Annotated in this window: 12 protein-coding genes and 1 pseudogene; 12 read left to right on the top strand and 1 reads right to left on the bottom strand. The window is 71.1% G+C overall.

Annotation, left to right across the window (positions count from 1 at the left end; translation table 11 throughout):
* Nucleotides 1–21 precede the first annotated feature (21 nt).
* Nucleotides 22–1,086, bottom strand: coding sequence for an App1 family protein (locus CRP27_RS04100; RefSeq protein ID WP_097179418.1), 1,065 nt, complete (start codon nucleotides 1,084–1,086; stop codon nucleotides 22–24).
* A gap of 144 nt (nucleotides 1,087–1,230) precedes the next feature.
* On the opposite strand from CRP27_RS04100, the gene CRP27_RS04095 reads away from it, so the two are divergent.
* The 12 genes and pseudogenes from CRP27_RS04095 to CRP27_RS04040 form a co-directional block, all read left to right on the top strand.
* Entirely contained in the window at nucleotides 1,231–1,884 is a 654-nt protein-coding gene (locus CRP27_RS04095) for a TetR/AcrR family transcriptional regulator (protein ID WP_176505453.1), read from the top strand.
* Nucleotides 1,885–2,125: 241 nt separating this feature from the next.
* Complete coding sequence (locus CRP27_RS04090) at nucleotides 2,126–2,995, top strand: ABC transporter ATP-binding protein (protein WP_079235737.1); 870 nt, start codon at nucleotides 2,126–2,128, stop codon at nucleotides 2,993–2,995.
* Complete coding sequence (locus CRP27_RS04085; RefSeq protein WP_097179417.1) at nucleotides 2,992–3,714, top strand: ABC transporter permease; 723 nt, start codon at nucleotides 2,992–2,994, stop codon at nucleotides 3,712–3,714. Before CRP27_RS04090 ends, CRP27_RS04085 begins: the two co-directional genes overlap by 4 nt.
* Nucleotides 3,711–4,451, top strand: a complete 741-nt coding sequence (locus CRP27_RS04080; protein ID WP_097179416.1) for an ABC transporter permease — start codon at nucleotides 3,711–3,713, stop codon at nucleotides 4,449–4,451. Before CRP27_RS04085 ends, CRP27_RS04080 begins: the two co-directional genes overlap by 4 nt.
* On the top strand, nucleotides 4,448–5,380 hold the full coding sequence (locus CRP27_RS04075; RefSeq protein ID WP_255257420.1) for an ABC transporter substrate-binding protein: 933 nt from the start codon (nucleotides 4,448–4,450) through the stop codon (nucleotides 5,378–5,380). Before CRP27_RS04080 ends, CRP27_RS04075 begins: the two co-directional genes overlap by 4 nt.
* A gap of 272 nt (nucleotides 5,381–5,652) precedes the next feature.
* Nucleotides 5,653–7,065, top strand: a complete 1,413-nt coding sequence (locus CRP27_RS04070) for a cytochrome ubiquinol oxidase subunit I (protein WP_097179415.1) — start codon at nucleotides 5,653–5,655, stop codon at nucleotides 7,063–7,065.
* 1 nt (nucleotide 7,066) lies between these two features.
* Nucleotides 7,067–8,071, top strand: a complete 1,005-nt coding sequence (gene cydB / locus CRP27_RS04065; RefSeq protein WP_079235741.1) for a cytochrome d ubiquinol oxidase subunit II — start codon at nucleotides 7,067–7,069, stop codon at nucleotides 8,069–8,071.
* 9 nt (nucleotides 8,072–8,080) lie between these two features.
* The gene (gene cydD / locus CRP27_RS04060; RefSeq protein WP_097179414.1) at nucleotides 8,081–9,730 is read left to right on the top strand and encodes a thiol reductant ABC exporter subunit CydD; all 1,650 of its coding nucleotides are present in this window, start codon (nucleotides 8,081–8,083) and stop codon (nucleotides 9,728–9,730) included.
* The gene (cydC, locus tag CRP27_RS04055; protein WP_097179413.1) at nucleotides 9,727–11,415 is read left to right on the top strand and encodes a thiol reductant ABC exporter subunit CydC; all 1,689 of its coding nucleotides are present in this window, start codon (nucleotides 9,727–9,729) and stop codon (nucleotides 11,413–11,415) included. The genes cydD and cydC overlap by 4 nt, the downstream gene beginning before the upstream one ends.
* A gap of 252 nt (nucleotides 11,416–11,667) precedes the next feature.
* Nucleotides 11,668–14,208 carry a leucine--tRNA ligase gene (gene leuS / locus CRP27_RS04050; protein ID WP_097179412.1) on the top strand — a complete coding sequence of 847 codons (2,541 nt, stop codon included), beginning with the start codon at nucleotides 11,668–11,670 and terminating at the stop codon, nucleotides 14,206–14,208.
* 103 nt (nucleotides 14,209–14,311) lie between these two features.
* Complete coding sequence (locus tag CRP27_RS04045; protein WP_097179411.1) at nucleotides 14,312–15,001, top strand: ComEA family DNA-binding protein; 690 nt, start codon at nucleotides 14,312–14,314, stop codon at nucleotides 14,999–15,001.
* 3 nt (nucleotides 15,002–15,004) lie between these two features.
* Nucleotides 15,005–16,762, top strand: a pseudogene (locus tag CRP27_RS04040) (ComEC/Rec2 family competence protein); the annotation flags it as partial.
* Nucleotides 16,763–16,934: the final 172 nt, after the last annotated feature.

Raw genomic sequence — 16,934 nt, 5'->3', positions numbered from 1 at the left:
GCGCGGTTGCTGAAGGATGCTTCAGGCGGGGTCGGTCGGGTCGGCTTCGGTGATGCCGACCCGGGCGAGCTCCGACCACATGCCGGCGCCGTCCGGGGCGTAGACCCACGGCGCCGAGGAGTCGCGGGACCGCTCCTGCGCACGGGAGCGTCCACCGGCGAGGACGGCCTCGCTCGTGGACAGCTGGCGGATCGCGACGCCGGCGACGTTCTCGGGGTGGGCACGGGCGAACTCGCCGTACAGCGACTCGTCGTGCTGCCCGTCGTCGCCGACCAGCAGCCACTGCACGTCGGGGAAGTCCTTCGCCAGGCGCTCGAGGTTCTGCTGCTTGTGGAGCTGCCCGCTCCGGAAGAAGCGGTCGTGCGTCGGGCCCCAGTCGGTGAGCAGGAGCGTGCCCGACGGGTAGAGGTTCCGGCTCAGGAAGCGCTGCAGCGTCGGCGCGACGTTCCACGCGCCCGTGGACAGGTACACGGTGGGCGCACCCGGGTGCTGGGCCAGCACGCGTTCGTAGAGGACCGACATGCCCGGGACCGGCCTGCGGGCGTGCTCCGTGAGCACGAACGAGTTCCACGCCGCCAGCATCGGGCGGGGGAGGGAGGTCACCATCACGGTGTCGTCGATGTCGGAGAGGAGCCCGAACCGGGTGTCCGGGTGGACGATGAAGACGTCGGCCTCGACGTCGCGCATGCCGCCGGCGGACAGCTTGATCGTCCGCCACCCCGGTTCGAGGTCGATCGGGACGATGGTGTCGACGACGCCACCCCGGTCGGACTGCACGACGTGCGTGGTGCCACCGGCGGTGATCGTGACCTCGGCGTCGTCGACCGCGACGCTCGTGAAGCTCTTCCACCCGCGGACGCCGTAGAAGGACGCGTCGGACGCCAGCCCACGGCGGGTGAGCAGGACCCGGCAGAGGACGCGGACCCATCCGGGGGCGCCGTAGCCGTTGTACGGGATCACGGTCGGCACGAGCCCGCGGCGCCGTGCACGCTGCTCGCGGAACTCCTGGACGGCGTCCTCGATGCGAGCGGCCCGGTGGAGGATCGGCTCGGCCAGCGACGGCTCGTGGTGCGTCGGGTCGGGCATCGCCCCATCATCCCACGTCGGACCCTGCGCACCTACGACCTCGCAGGTGCTTTGGGAGAGTCGCAGCGATATTCCAGCCGGTCTCTGCGACAGTTGGTCAGTCACATCCCACATGACCGCGCCGTCGGCGCAAGAGGAGAACACGTGCTCGTCACCGAGGTATCGAACGCACTGCCGGGGGGATCATCACTGCTCAGGAACGAGCCGGTCCAAGCCCGCAGTTCGGCGCGCCTCGCCGGCCTCCTCGACGCCGCTGCCGCGGTCATCGACGAGATCGGTTTCGAGCGCCTGACGACCGCGATGGTCGCCGAGCGGGCCGGGGCGTCCATCGGCACCGTCTACCGCTACTTCCCCGACCGCATCGCCGTGGTCGAGGCCCTCGCGATCCGCAGCACCCAGCGGCTCGCCGAGAAGTTCATCGTCGCCCTCGACGCGAGCGACGGCACGACCTGGCAGGACGCCTGCGACGCGCTCATCGACGTCACCGCCGAGATGTACCGGACGGAGCCGGGCTTCCGCGCGATCCGGTTCGGCGACGCGGCCGACGTCGGTGCCGGAGCGGGCGACGGCGAGGACCGCATGGCCGCGCTGGGGAACGCGGTCGCGCAGATCATGCACGAGCGCTTCGACCTGCCGACCGGCGAGCGCATGGAGCGGACGTGGGTGGTCCTCGCCGAGTCCGCGCACGCCGTGCTCGCTCGGGCCCACCGTGACCCCGCGCACCCCGACACGGCCCTGGTCGAGGAGTACCGCGCGATGAGCCGGATCCACCTCGAGGCGGTCCTCGCCGCGCACTGAGGCACGAACCACGGCGCGGCGGGACACGCCACGCAGCGCCGGTCACCAATCCCACGACGCCCGCACTCCGAACAGGAGGCGCGGGCGTCGTCGTGCCTGCGGCCTGCGGTCGCGCAGACGGCCGTCCCATCGCGTCATCCGGCTGTCCGGGACACGTCACGGATCGTCACGGCCGAACCGGTGTCGGACCCGACGGGTACTCTCACTCGGAGTCGGGCTACCTCCGAACAGAAGGGCACCCATGATCGAGTTCCGCTCGGTGCGCAAGACCTACCCGGACGGCACCAACGCGGTCGACGACTTCAGCCTCGTCATCCCTTCGCGGACCACCACGGTCTTCGTCGGTTCGAGCGGCTGCGGCAAGACCACGCTCCTCCGGATGATCAACCGGATGGTGGACCCCAGTGCGGGCGCTGTCCAGATCGACGGCGAGGACGTCGCCGGGGTCGACCCCGTGCAGCTCCGGCGCCGCATCGGCTACGTCATGCAGAACGCCGGGCTGCTGCCGCACCGCAAGGTGGTCGACAACATCGCCACGGTGCCGCTGCTGACCGGCGTGTCCAAGGCCGAGGCCCGCGAGCGTGCCCTCGAGCTGATGGACACCGTCGGGCTCGACCGCGCCTTCGCGAACCGGTACCCCTCCCAGCTCTCCGGCGGCCAGCAGCAGCGCGTCGGCGTCGCCCGCGGCCTGGCCGTCGACCCGAACATCCTGCTGATGGACGAGCCCTTCGGCGCCGTCGACCCGCTCGTGCGCAACGACCTGCAGGACGAGCTCATCCGTCTGCAGCGCGAGCTCGGCAAGACCGTCGTCTTCGTGACGCACGACATCGACGAGGCCTTCAAGCTCGGCGACCAGGTCGTCATCCTCAAGAAGGGCGGCGAGATCGCGCAGCTGGGCACCCCGGCGGAGATCCTCGCCGAGCCGGCCGACGACTTCGTCGCGAACTTCATCGGTGCTGGCCGCGGTCGTCGTGCGCTCCGCGTCGAGCAGACCCCGACCGGGCCGATCGTCGTCGACGGCGAGGGTCGCGCGGCCGGTGTGCTCACCGGGCCGGTCCAGGTGGTCGACGCCGCACAGGCCGTGCCGCAGGAGCAGCGGGGCGACGCGTGAACTGGGTCCTCGGCAACACGGACACGATCAGCGACAACCTGATCGCGCACGTCTGGCTGTCGATCCCGCCGATCGTCATCAGCTTCCTGCTGTCGGTGCCGATCGGGCTGCTCGTGTCGCGACTGCGGAAGCGCAGCGGCGTCGCACGGGGCACGGCCTCGACGATCGTCGTCGTCGCGAGCCTGCTGTACACGATCCCGGCGCTGCCGCTGTTCCTCGTGCTGCCCGCCATCATCGGCACGAGCACCCTCGACCCGGTGAACGTCGTCATCGCGATGACCATCTTCGGTGTCGCGCTCATGGCCCGGTCCGCGGCCGATGCCATCGACGCGGTCGACCAGGACGTCGTCGGCGCGTCCGAGGCGCTCGGCTACTCGCCCGCGCAGCGGTTCTTCAAGGTGGAGCTGCCGCTCGCCGGTCCCGTCCTGCTGGCCGGCATCCGCGTGGTGTCGGTGTCGACGATCAGTCTGGTGACGGTCGGCGCGCTCATCGGTGTCCCGAACCTCGGGTTCCTGCTCACCGACGGCCTGAAGCGTGGCATCAGCGCGGAGATCCTCACCGGCATCGTCCTGACCATCGTGCTCGCGCTCGTCATCGACCTGCTGCTCGTCGCCCTCGGTCGGCTCGTGATGCCGTGGACGCGGGGGAGCGGTCGCTCCGCCCGGGCCGTCCGCCGCCGCGCCGCCGACGACGTCCGCGCGAACGAGGTGTCCGCATGAACCTCTTCGCACAGGGCTTCGCCTGGATCTTCGACCCGGCCAACAACGTCGGCAGCAACGCCATCGGCATCCGCGTCTGGGAGCACGTCTGGATCACGCTGCTGGCCGTGGCCATCGCCGTCGTGATCGCGGTCCCGATCGGGTTGCTCATCGGGCACACCGGCAAGGGGCGCTCGATCGCGGTCGGTGTCTCCGGTGGCATCCGCGCGCTGCCCACCCTCGGCCTGCTGACCCTGCTCGCGCTGGCGATCGGTCTCGGGCTCGGCGCGCCGCTCATCTCGCTCGTCGTCCTCGCGATCCCGTCCGTCCTGGCGGGCTCGTACTCCGGTGTGGAGGCGATCGACCGCGTCGTCGTCGACGCCGCCAAGGCGCAGGGCATGACCGGGTGGCAGATCCTCGGCAAGGTCGAGATCCCCCTGGCGCTCCCGCTCATCGTCGGGGGCATCCGGGCCGCCGTGCTCCAGGTCGTCGCCACCGCGACCCTCGTCGGCTACATCAACGCCGGAGGGCTCGGCGGCTACGCCTTCTCCGGCATCGCCAATTCGGACTACGCAGAGGTCCTGGGCGGTTCCATCCTGGTGATCGCCCTCGCCATCGCGTTCGAGATCGTCTTCGCCGCACTGCAGCGGCTCGCCGTCCCAGCGGGGGTATCCCTCGGGTCGGCGCGTCAGTCGCGTCGGAGCACCCGCAGCTCAGCACCACGAGCATCAACCCCTGTGGAAGGAACCCACCCGTGATCACAGCTACGACCCGGCGCCTCGCCGCGACGATCGCCGTCGCGTCAGCGGCCGCCATCGCCCTCGCGGGCTGCTCCTCGAGCGACCCGCTCTCCTCCGGCTCCGGCGGGGACTCCAAGACCATCGTCGTGGGTTCGCAGGCGTACCCGTCGAACGAGATCATCGCCGAGCTCTACGCCCAGGAGCTCGAGCACGAGGGCTTCACCGTCACGAAGAAGCTCAACATCGGTCAGCGCAAGGCGTACTGGCCCGAGGTCGCGAAGGGGAGCATCAACGTCTTCCCGGAGTACAACGGCAACCTGCTGAACTACCTCCTGCAGGAGGACGGCAAGGACACCACGACCGAGACCACGACGGACGGCATCAACTCGGCGCTCAAGTCGGCGCTGCCGTCGGACGTCAAGGCGCTGCCCTCGGCCGACGCCTCGGACGCGGACACCTACACGGTGACCCAGGCCACGGCGGACAAGTACGACCTCAAGACGATCGCCGACCTGTCGAAGATCGGTGGCACCATCTCGATCGCCGCCAACCCCGAGTTCGCGACGGCCGCCTACGGTCCGACCGGTCTCAAGGCGAAGTACGGCATCACCGGTGAGGTCAACCAGCAGAACGACTCCGGTGGCCCGCTGACGATCAAGGCGATCCAGGACGGCGACTCGCAGGTCGCGGACATCTACTCCGCCAGCGCCTCGATCAAGACCGAGAAGCTCGTCACGCTCGAGGACCCGAAGCACCTCGTGCCGGCGAACAACGTCACGCCGATCGTCTCGAAGGACCTCGACTCGAAGGCCGCCGACGCCATCGAGAAGGTCAACAAGCTCCTGACGACCGACGCGCTCATCGAGCTGAACCGTCAGAACTCGGTCGACCAGAAGTCGGCGGCCTCGGTCGCCAAGTCGTTCCTGCAGGACAACGACCTGCTGTAGCGACCAGTCGCAGTAAAACGACAGGTGTCGGGCAATCGCCCGGCACCTGTCGTCGTTCGTGGAGTGGACAGACGGCACGATCGTGCCGCACGGTTGTGCCGTGCAGTGCGCCTGCACGTTCGTGCAGCCGGCGGTTCTACAAATTGTCGAATCGGGTGTCCGCGCGGTAACGTGTTCGTGTCCCAATGGTTGTGACAGCAGAAGTTCCACCTTCCACAGGAAGCAACTGACGTGCACGAACAGCGCGCGGCGACCCGGCTCGGACACGCCGCATGAACGACATCCTCGACCCGCTCATCCTGTCGCGGTGGCAGTTCGGTCTGACGACGATCTACCACTTCCTCTTCGTCCCGCTGACGATCGGCATGGCCGTCGTCGTGGCCGTGTTCCAGACGGCCTGGTACCGGACGGGCCGCGCGCACTACCTCCAGCTGACCCGCTTCTTCGGACGCATCTTCCTCATCAACTTCGCGATGGGTGTCGTCACCGGGATCGTGCAGGAGTTCCAGTTCGGCATGAACTGGTCGAACTACTCCCGCTTCGTCGGGGACGTGTTCGGCGCCCCGCTCGCGCTCGAGGGCATCCTCGCGTTCTTCTTCGAGGCGGCGTTCATCGGGATCTGGATCTTCGGGTGGGACCGTCTGCCGAAGGGCCTGCACCTCGCGAGCATCTGGTGCGTCAGCGCCGGGACGATCATGTCGGCGTACTTCATCATCGCCGCGAACGCGTTCATGCAGCACCCGGTGGGCTTCTCCATGAACGAGGCCAAGGGGCGTGCCGAGCTCACGGACATCTGGGCCGTGCTCGGCAACAAGGTCGCGCTCGCGGCGTTCCCGCACACGCTGTTCGCCTGCTTCATGGTCGCGGCCGCCGTCATCATCTCGGTCGCCGTCTACCACCTGGCGCGCAACCAGAACCTCGAGACGATGATGCCGGCGCTGAAGTTCGGCATGTGGACGATGCTCGCGGCGGGGGCGCTCACGGTGCTCACCGGCGACCAGCTCGGCCTCACCATGGTCGACACGCAGCCGATGAAGATGGCCGCGGCCGAGGCGCTGTACAACACCGCCACCGGCAAGGACGCCTCGTTCTCGATCTTCACCCTCGGCACCCCGGACGGCGTCCACGAGCTGTTCTCGATCCGCGTGCCGTACCTGCTGTCGTTCCTGTCGACGCACACCTTCAACGGCACGGTCGAGGGCATCAACGACCTGCAGGCGCAGTACTCGCAGGTCTACGGCCCCGGCGACTACAAGCCGATCATCTGGGTGACCTACTGGTCGTTCCGGTGGATGATCGCCCTCGGCGTCGGCGCGGTGCTGGTGTCCCTCGTCGGGCTCTGGCTGACCCGCAAGGGCCGGTTCCCGACCAGGCGGTGGATCTGGCGGGTCGCCACGTGGACGGTCCCGCTGCCGATGGCCGCGATGATCGTCGGCTGGATCTTCACCGAGATGGGTCGCCAACCGTGGCTCGTGTTCGGGTTGCTCAAGACGAGCGACGGCGTCTCGCCGAACGTGACCGGGATCGAGGTCCTCATCTCGCTCGTCGTGTTCACGCTCATCTACGGCAGCCTGGCGGTCGTCGAGTTCCGGCTGATCAAGAAGGTGGCGCAGGAGGGCCCCGCCGCCCCGGCGGAGGTCGACGAGGAGACCGGCGAGGTCAAGCACGAAGTGACGGTGTACTGAGATGGACCTGCCCGTTCTGTGGTTCGCGATCGTCGGCCTGTTCTTCGTCGGCTACTTCGTCCTCGACGGCTTCGACTTCGGTGTCGGCATGTCGCTGCCCTTCCTCGGCAAGGACGACACCGACCGCCGCGTGCTCATCAACACGATCGGCCCCGTGTGGGACCTCAACGAGACCTGGGTCATCGTCGCGGGCGCCTGCCTGTTCGCGGCCTTCCCGGAGTGGTACGCCACGATGTTCTCCGGGTTCTACCTCGCGCTGCTGCTCATCCTGGCGGCGCTCATCGCCCGCGGTGTCTCGTTCGAGTACCGGCACCAGAACAAGCACCTCGAGTGGAAGCGCCGCTTCGACCTGATGATCATCGTCGGCAGCGCCGTGCCGTCGTTCCTCTGGGGCGTCGCGTTCGGCAACGTCGTGCGGGGCATCCCGATGGACTCCGGGCACAACTACACCGGCACGCTGTTCGACCTGCTCAACCCGTTCGCACTGCTCGCCGGTCTGGCGACGCTGCTCGTGTTCTTCACCCACGGTGTGGTGTTCGTCGCGCTGAAGACCGAGGGTGACATCCGTGTCCGCGCCAAGCGCCTCGCGACCCGGGCGGGCATCGTGACGATCGTCGTCGGTGCTGCGTTCCTGGTGTGGATGGCGTTCGTCCGGGCCACCCCGACGTCGCTGGTCCTGTCCGTGGTCGCCGCGCTCGCACTCGTCCTCGCGGTGCTCTGCAACGCCTGGGGCAAGGAGGGCCGGGCCTTCACGCTCATGGCCGTCACGATCGCCGCGATCGTCCTGGCGATGTTCACGGCGATCTTCCCGGACGTCATGCCCGCGACGAACGACCCGGCGAACAGCCTGAACGTCTACAACGCGTCGAGTGGTTCGTACACGCTCGGGGTGATGAGCTGGGTGGCGTTGATCTTCGTGCCCCTCGTGTTCGCCTACCAGGCCTGGACCTACTGGATCTTCCGCAAGCGCGTCTCGCGGGCCCAGGTCACCCAGGCCGCGCACTAGGCGACGACGGTGAAGCCGCTCGATCCGCGTCTCCTGCGGCTGTCGCGGACGGCACGCGGCTTCATCGTCGCGGCCGCCGGCACCGGCGTCCTCCGCACGCTCGCGACCATCGCGATCGCCTGGGGCATCGCCGCTGCCGTGACCCTCGGGGTGGACGCCGTCCGCGACGGGAGCGTCCCTGCCGCGTTCACCCCGGCGCTCGCCCTGCTCGCTGGCGCGTTCGTGGTGCGTGCCGTCGCCGCGTGGGCGACGGACGACCTCGCCGCGCGCGCCGCTGCCAGGGTCAAGAGCGAGCTGCGGGCGACCGTGCTCGCCCGGGCCGCCGAGCGTGGGCCGTCGTGGCTCGCGGAACGGTCGAGCGCGGGCTTCGCCACGACGCTGGGCCCCGGGCTCGACGCGCTCGACGCCTACTTCGGGCGGTACCTGCCGCAGCTCGCCCTCACCGCCATCGCGACGCCGATGCTCCTCGTGGCGATCGGCCTCGGCGACCTGACCAGCGGGATCGTCATCCTGTGCGCGCTGCCGGTCATCCCGGTCTTCATGATCCTGATCGGCCTCGCGACGCAGGCACTCCAACGGAAGCAGTCCGACGCGCTCGCGAAGCTCGGGGGCGCCTTCACCGAGGCCGTCGAGGGGCTCGCGACGCTCAAGGTCTTCGGCCGTGCGCGGCGCCAGGTCGGTCGGATCGGCGCGCTCACCGACGAGTACCGGAAGGGCACGCTCGGGGTGCTCCGGCTGTCGTTCGTGAGCGGCTTCGCCCTCGAACTCGCCGCGAGCCTGTCGGTGGCCCTGGTCGCGGTGTCGATCGGCATCCGCCTGGTCGACGGCTCGCTCGGCCTCGGCGCCGCGATGTTCGTGCTCGTCCTCGCACCGGAGGCCTTCGCCCCGATCCGGCAGGTCGGCGCCGACTTCCACGCCGCGCAGGACGGCGTCGAGGCCTCGACCGCCGTGCTCGACGTCCTCGACGACACGACGCCGGCCCCGGCACGCCCGGTCGCGGCACCCGCCTCGGCGGACCTGGTGCTCGACGGGCTGACCGTGCGTCGGCCGGACGTCGTGATCGGCCCGCTCGACCTCCGCGCCGGGCCGGGGACGATCGTCGTCCTCGCCGGCCCGAGCGGTTCCGGCAAGTCCAGCCTGATCGCCGCGATCCGTGGCGTCCTGGCCCACGACGGCACCGTCACGGTGCCCGGCCGCGACGGCACCACGCCCACCGAGCGGACCACCTGGGCCGACCAGCGCCCCCGTCTCGTGCGCGGCACGATCGCCGAGAACGTCGCGCTCAGCGCGACCCCGGACGACCGCGACGTGCGGACCGCGCTCGGTGCGGCGGGGCTGGGACTCGACCCGTGCCTCCCGGTCGGATCCGGTGGCAGCGGCCTGTCCGGCGGCCAGGCGCAGCGCGTCGCGGTCGCCCGCGCGCTCTACCGCGTCCAGCGGGAGGCGACCCCGCTGGTGCTGCTCGACGAGCCGACGTCGGCGCTCGACGCCGACGCCGAGGCGCACGTCGTCGACACGCTCCGCCGGCTCGCCGCGGACGGCGCGGTCGTCGTGGTCGCGAGCCACCGCCCCGCCGTCGTCGCCGCCGGCGACGTCCGGGTCGACGTGCGGTCCGGTGGATCGGTGACGGTCACCCAGACGAGCGGAGCGCGGGCATGAGCCGGGAGGCACGACACGACTCGGTCCTGCGGCTCGCCATGCCGCACGGGGCCGGTTGGGGCAGGGCCGTGGCAGCCGGCGCGCTCAGTGCGGTCTGCGCGGTCGCGCTGCTCGCCGCGAGCGGCTACCTCATCACGCGTGCGGCGGAGCACCCGCCGATCCTGTACCTGACGCTCGTGATGGTCGGTGTGCGGGCGTTCGCACTCGGGCGTGCTGCCCTGCGCTACGTCGACCGGCTCGCCGGGCACGACGCCTCGTTCCGGCAGCTCGCGGTCGTGCGGACGGAGATGTACCGGCGGCTGTCGTCGGTCGCACCGGCCGGGCTCGGGTCCACCGGGCGCGGCGACCTGCTGACCCGGCTCGTCACCGACACCGACCGGTTGCAGGACCTGCCGATCCGGGTGGTCGGCCCGCTCGTGTCCGCCGGTGTCGTCGCGGTGCTCTCCGTGGTGGCGGTCGCGTTCGTGTCGGTGCCCGCGGCGCTCGTGCTGCTCCTCGCCCTCGCCGTGGCGGCGCTGCTCGGGTCGGTCGTCACGCTGTCGATCGCGAAGCGCTCCGACGAGCAGACCGCCGCCGAACGCGGACGCGTCGCAGACCTCGTGCTCGACACCGTGCGGACGCTCGACGTGTTCGCCGCCTACAGCACGCTCGACGAACGGCTCGCCCACATCGCCGGACTCGACGCCCGCGTGACCGCCGCGGTCCGTCGTCGCGGCACGGTCGAGTCGCTCGTCGGGGCGCTCGTCGGGCTCGTCGGCGGCGGTGCCGTCATCGGGATCCTCGCCGTCGGCGCACCCGCGGTCGTGTCGGGGGCGCTCGACGGACCGCTCTGGGCACTCGCGGTGTTCGTGCCGCTCGCGCTGTTCGAGGTCGTCGGCGGGGTCCCGCTCGCGGTGCTGACGCTCCGGCGGGTGCGCGCGGCGGCGGACCGGGTCGAGCGGGTCGTCCCGGCGTCGGTCCCTGTCGGGATCGTGCCGGAGCCGGACGAGCCGGCCGACGCGGACTCGCTCGTGGTCGACGGCCCCGTGGCGGTGTCCCTGCGGGACGTCTCGGTGCGGTGGCCGGGGGCGTCGACGGACGCGGTCGACGGGGTCTCGCTCGACCTCCGTCCCGGCGAGGTCGTCGTGCTGCAGGGGCCCAGCGGCGCCGGCAAGTCGACCCTCGTGGACGCCCTGGTCCGGTTCGTCGACCACCGCGGCTCGTACACGCTCGACGGCGTCGAGGCGAGGGACATGCACCCCGACGCGGTCCGCGCCCGCATCGGCCTCATCGAGCAGGACCCGTTCGTCTTCGACCAGTCCGTGCGGCAGAACCTGCTCTTCGCCCGTGAGACCGCGACCGACGACGACCTGCTGGCCGTGCTCGACCGGGTCGGCCTCGGCGCGTGGGTCGAGCGCCGCGGCGGACTCGACGCCGGCGTGGGGGAGCGCGGCGTCCTGGTGTCCGGCGGGCAGGCACACCGGCTCGCACTCGCGCGGGCGCTGCTGCACGCGTTCCCGGTGCTCGTGCTCGACGAACCGACCGCCGACATCGACCCGGACCTCGGCGACGCCGTGCTCCGCGACCTCGTCGGGGCAGCGCGGCAGGACGGACGCACGGTCGTCATCGTGTCCCACGTGCCGGTCGCGGCCGACCTCGTCGACCGGACGGTGCGGATGCGCGACGGACGGCTCGTGCCCGCCTGACCAGGCAGCCCGACGCGTGCGCGTGGGAGGCGCGCGCCGGCCGAGTCTCGGTGCGCGCGACACATCGTGCGTTGCGGGACGCGAGACGTGTCGCGCAGGGCGAGTCTCGTCGAGCGCGTGAGGGTGACCCGGCCACCCGCGCGACGCACGGCGCGCGGACGGCTCTGGACGTGCCTTCAGGCCCGGTAATCTTGGACACCGGAACGCGCCCGACGGGCGTGGGCCGTGCCTCCCAGACCGATTGAGAGTTCCGTGACCACCGAGCAGACCGTCGACGACCCGAACGCCTACGACTTCCGTCGTCTCCAGGAGAAGTGGCAGCCCCGCTGGGAGGAGCTCGGCCTCTTCACCACGGACCTCGACGACACGCGTCCGCGGAAGTACATCCTCGAGATGTTCCCGTACCCGTCCGGGGACCTGCACATGGGGCACGCCGAGAACTGGGCGCTCGGTGACTTCGTGGCGCGCTACTGGCGGCAGCAGGGCTTCAACGTGCTGCACCCCATCGGCTGGGACTCGTTCGGTCTGCCCGCCGAGAACGCGGCGATCAAGCGCGGGGTCGACCCGAGGGAGTGGACCTACGCGAACATCGAGCAGCAGAAGGCCTCCTTCAAGCGCTACGCGCCGTCGTTCGACTGGACCACCGAGATCCACACCTCGGACCCCGAGTACTACAAGTGGAACCAGTGGCTCTTCCTGAAGATGTACGAGAAGGGGCTGGCGTACCGGAAGGACAGCTGGGTCAACTGGGACCCGGTGGACCAGACCGTGCTCGCCAACGAGCAGGTGCTGCCCGACGGCACCTCGGACCGCTCCGGTGCCGTCGTCGTGAAGAAGAAGCTCACGCAGTGGTACTTCAAGATCACCGAGTACGCCGACCGCCTGCTCGACGACCTCAACCAGCTCGAGGGGCGGTGGCCCGCGAAGGTCATCGCGCAGCAGCGGAACTGGATCGGTCGCTCGGTCGGGGCCGACGTCGACTTCGTGATCGAGGGCCGCGACGAGCCCGTCACGGTGTTCACCACGCGTCCGGACACGATCCACGGGGTGACGTTCCTCGTGGTGGCGCCGGACTCGGACCTGGCTGCCTCGCTCGTCTCCACTGCCCCTGATGACGTGCGTGCTGATTTCGACGCGTACCTGACGGCGACGCAGAAGACCTCGGAGATCGACCGCCAGAACGCCGACCGTCCGAAGACGGGCGTGCCGCTCGGGCGCTTCGCGATCCACCCGCTGACGGGGGAGCGCCTGCCGATCTGGGCCGCCGACTACGTGCTCGCCGACTACGGCCACGGCGCGGTCATGGCCGTGCCCGCGCACGACCAGCGCGACCTCGACTTCGCGCGGGCGTTCGACCTGCCCGTCCGGGTCGTGGTGGACACGAACGCGGCGGTGACCGGGGCGATCCCGGTGATCTCCTCCGAGACGGAGCTGCCGGACGTCGATCCGGTGTCCACCGGGGAAGCGCTCACCGGCCAGGGGCGGATGATCAACTCCGGGCCACTCGACGGCATGTCGAAGCAGCACGCGATCTCGGCCGCCATCACGTTGCTCGAGGAACGCGGTACCGGTCGCGCCGCGAAGACCTACCGCCTGCGCGACTGGCTCATCTCCCGCCAGCGCTTCTGGGGCACCCCGATCCCGATCATCCACGGCGCCGACGGCACCGAGCACCCGGTGCCCATGGACCAGCTGCCCGTGCGGCTGCCGTCCACCGAGGGACTCGACCTCAAGCCGAAGGGCACCTCGCCCCTCGGCGGCGCGACCGACTGGGTCAACGTCCCGAACCCCGTCGACGGCACCCCGGCGCTCCGGGACACCGACACGATGGACACCTTCGTCGACTCGTCCTGGTACTTCCTGCGCTTCCTGGCGGCCAACGACGACACGCAGGCCTTCGACCCCGCCGTCGCGCGCAAGTGGGCACCGGTCGACCAGTACATCGGTGGCATCGAGCACGCCATCCTGCACCTGCTGTACGCCCGCTTCGTCACGAAGGTCCTGTTCGACCTCGGCTACCTCGACTTCACCGAACCGTTCTCGGCGCTGCTCAACCAGGGCATGGTGCTGTCCGGCGGCTCGAAGATGTCGAAGTCGAAGGGCGGCGTCTCGCTCGGCGACGAACTCGACGCCAACGGTGTCGACGCGATCCGCCTGGTGATGGGCTTCGCCGGCCCGCCGGAGGACGACATCAACTGGGAGGACGTCTCGCCCTCCGCCTCCGCGCGGTTCCTCGCCCGGGCGTACCGCCTGGCGCTCGACGTCACCTCTGCTCCGGACGTGGTGTGGGCCGAGGGCGACCGGGCGCTCCGCCAGGTCACCCACCGGTTCCTCGCCGACGCGCCGGGGATGATGGAGTCGTTCAAGTTCAACGTCGTGATCGCGCGGCTCATGGACCTGGTGAACGTCACCCGCAAGGCGATCGACAACGGCCCCGGCGCCGCGGACCCCGCCGTCCGCGAGGCCGTCGAGACCATCGCCCTCGGCCTCAGCGTCTTTGCGCCGTACACCGGCGAGGAGATGTGGGAGAAGCTGGGCTACGAGGCCACCGTCGCCACGTACGGCTGGCGGAAGGCCGACCCGACGCTGCTCGTGCAGGAGACCCTCACCGCGGTGGTGCAGGTCAACGGCAAGGTGCGGGACTCGTTCGAGGTGTCGAAGTCCATCGACCCGGCCGAGCTCGAGTCGCTGGCCCGGGGCTCCGCGAACGTGCAGCGGTACATCGGTGACCGGGAGATCGTGAAGGTCATCGTCCGGGCGCCGAAGCTCGTGAACATCGCGATCAAGGGGTAGGTTCCTCCTCCTTCATCCCTCCACAGTGGCGCCGCAGGGGCGGTCATCCACCAGTGTTCGTCGCGGAGCCCGGCCGGTCGGCCGGGCTCCGTAGCGTTCCGGCATGGCTTCTCCGTCTGGGTCCGGTTCCCGGTTCGCTGCGTTGGCGATGTCGCCCCGGGCGGCGGTGGTGCTGGCTGCGGTGGTGGTCGTGGCGGCACTCGTGGTCGTGCTGCTCGGGTCGCGGTCCGGTGGAGGGGCAGACTCGGCGACCGTCAGCGTCACGGGTGGCCCGTCGGCGGTCGTGGCGACACCGACCGGGTCGTCGTCGCCGCCTGCAGGGGTGGTCGTCGTGCACGTGGTCGGGGCGGTGCAGCGGGCGGGGGTCGTCTCGCTCGGTGCCGGCAGCCGGGTGTCGGTCGCGATCGACCGGGCGGGCGGAGCGACGCCGGACGCCGATCTGGCCCGGCTGAACCTCGCCCGTGTGGTGGTCGACGGGGAGCGGCTGTACGTGCCGGAGGTGGGGGAGACGGAGGTCCCGGCGGCGCTCGACGACGCTGGTGCCGTCCCCGTCCCCGTCCCCGGCGCAGGTGGATCGGCCGGCGGGTCGGACGGTGGCGACGCGGTCGTGGACCTCAACTCCGCCGACCAGGCCGCGCTCGAGACGCTGCCCGGGATCGGGCCGTCGCTGGCCGGACGGATCCTCGCCTGGCGGGAGGAGCACGGGCGGTTCGGCGCCGTGGAGGACCTGCTCGACGTGAGTGGCATCGGGGACGGGCGGTTCGCCGACCTGCGCGACCGCGTGCGGGTGTGAGCCGTGGACCTCGCACCGGGCCCCGCCGACCTGCGTGTCGCCGTGCCGGTCACGGCCGCGTGGGTGTGTGCGGCGCTGCTCGTCGGCGCCCCCGGCATCGCCGGGTGGGTGCTGGTGTGCGCGACGGTCGCGACCGGGACGAGCATCGTGCTGCTCGCGCGCTGCGGCGGGGTCCGCGTGGCGATCGGCCTGGCCCTGACGGCGTCGGCGCTCTGTGGCCTGCTCGCCGTCGCCGTGCTGGTCGGGGACGGTCGGCGGAACCCGGCGGCGCTGGACGATCGCGGTCCGGGCACGGTGCCGGTGTCGATCGTCCTGAGCAGGGACCTCGTCGAGGGGGACCGGTCCGTGCTCGGCACCCTCGAGCGTGCCGGCGAGGCCGACGGGTTGCGGGTACCCGTCCGCCTGGTCCCCGCTGCCGGTGGTGCTGGCGGTGGGACGGTGCCGGCGGGGACGACGGTGCGGGGCTCGGCGACGCTGGAGCGCGACGAACCGGGGAGCACGACGTCCTTCGTGGCGTTCCTCCGCGGACCGACCGTCGACGTCCCACCGACCGGACTGCTCGCGTCGACGGACCGGGCGCGCCAGGCGTTCGTCGCCGCGACCCGGGCGCTGCCGGAACCCGGCGGATCGCTGCTGCGTGGCCTGGCGATCGGCGACCGGAGCGGGGTGGACGCCGCGACCGAGGCGGCGATGGAGACCTCGGCGCTGACGCACCTCACGGCGGTGTCCGGCGCCAACTGCGCGGTGATCGTCGGGCTGGTGGTCGTCTGCGGGCGGGTGCTGGGACTGCCACGGGCCGTCCGTGCCGGCATGGCGGTCGTGCTCCTGCTGGCGTTCGTGGTGCTCGTCCGGCCCGACCCCTCGATCGTCCGGGCCACGGTGATGGCCGTCGTGGTGCTCGTCGTGCACCTGGCCGGTCGACCGGTCCGGGGAGTCCCCCTGGTCGCCCTCGCCGCGATCGGGATGCTCGTCGTCGACCCCTGGTACTCGAGGTCGTTCGCGTTCACCCTGTCCGTGCTCGCCACGAGCGGGATCGTGGTCCTCGGTCCGCCGCTCACGACGCTGTTCGCCAGGCGCCTGTGGACGCCGTTGGCTGCGGTGCTCGCGGTCCCGGTCGCCGCGCAGCTCGCCTGCTGGCCGGTGACGATCCCCTTGACCGCCGCCCTGCCGACGTACGCGGTGCCGGCGAACCTGCTCACCGAGCCACTCGCGCCGATCGTGACGGTGGTGGGACTCGCGGCGTGCGTGACGGCGCCGGTCTGGCCGTGGGGCGGGTCGGTGCTGGCCGGTGTGGCCTGGGTACCGGCGACGGCGATCGGCGAGGTGGCGCACGGTGCGGCCGCGCTCCCGTACGCCTCGGCGCCGTGGCCGGGTGGTGTGGGCGGCGTGGTCGCCGCGGGACTGGTGAGTGCGAGCCTGGCGGTGGCGGTGCTCGTCCCGAGGCCCGCCGGGTTCCGTCTGCTGCTGCTCGCCGGGGTGGTCGTGCTGATCGGGATCGTGGTCGTCGCCGTGCCACGGCTCGTCGTCCGAGCGGGGCTGCCGGACGACTGGTCGGTCGCGGGGTGCGACGTCGGTCAGGGTGATGCCGTCCTCCTCCGCGGAGACGGTCCGGGCGTCGCCCTCGTGGACACCGGGGACGACCCGGAACGCCTCGAGGCCTGTCTCGACCTGCTCGGCGTCGGCCGGATCGACCTGCTCGTCCTGACCCACTTCGACCGTGACCACGTCGGTGCGGTCGACGCCGTGGCAGACCGGGTGACGACGGCGCTCGTCGGGCCGGTCGGGCGATCGGAGGACGAACGGGTCGTCCGGACACTGCAACGCGCTGGCGTCGATGTCCGCCAGGCCGACGACTCGACGTCGGGTGCGTTGGACGGCCTGCGCTGGCGGGTGCTCTGGCCGCGCGCGGGTACCCGGGAGGCCGGCAACGACG

Source organism: Curtobacterium sp. 314Chir4.1, from assembly GCF_900215175.1.
Taxonomy (GTDB): domain Bacteria; phylum Actinomycetota; class Actinomycetes; order Actinomycetales; family Microbacteriaceae; genus Curtobacterium; species Curtobacterium pusillum_A.
Note: the sequence above shows the minus strand (reverse complement) of the source record. Positions and strands in the feature narration are given on the sequence as shown.

What these genes read in the sequence shown, in the direction of transcription:
- CRP27_RS04100 (WP_097179418.1), bottom strand. Translation starts at nt 1,086, where the DNA reads ATGCCCGACCCGACGCACCACGAGCCGTCGCTGGCCGAGCCGATCCTC.
- CRP27_RS04090 (WP_079235737.1), top strand. Translation starts at nt 2,126, where the DNA reads ATGATCGAGTTCCGCTCGGTGCGCAAGACCTACCCGGACGGCACCAAC.
- CRP27_RS04080 (WP_097179416.1), top strand. Translation starts at nt 3,711, where the DNA reads ATGAACCTCTTCGCACAGGGCTTCGCCTGGATCTTCGACCCGGCCAAC.
- CRP27_RS04070 (WP_097179415.1), top strand. Translation starts at nt 5,653, where the DNA reads ATGAACGACATCCTCGACCCGCTCATCCTGTCGCGGTGGCAGTTCGGT.
- cydB (WP_079235741.1), top strand. Translation starts at nt 7,067, where the DNA reads ATGGACCTGCCCGTTCTGTGGTTCGCGATCGTCGGCCTGTTCTTCGTC.
- cydC (WP_097179413.1), top strand. Translation starts at nt 9,727, where the DNA reads ATGAGCCGGGAGGCACGACACGACTCGGTCCTGCGGCTCGCCATGCCG.
- CRP27_RS04045 (WP_097179411.1), top strand. Translation starts at nt 14,312, where the DNA reads ATGGCTTCTCCGTCTGGGTCCGGTTCCCGGTTCGCTGCGTTGGCGATG.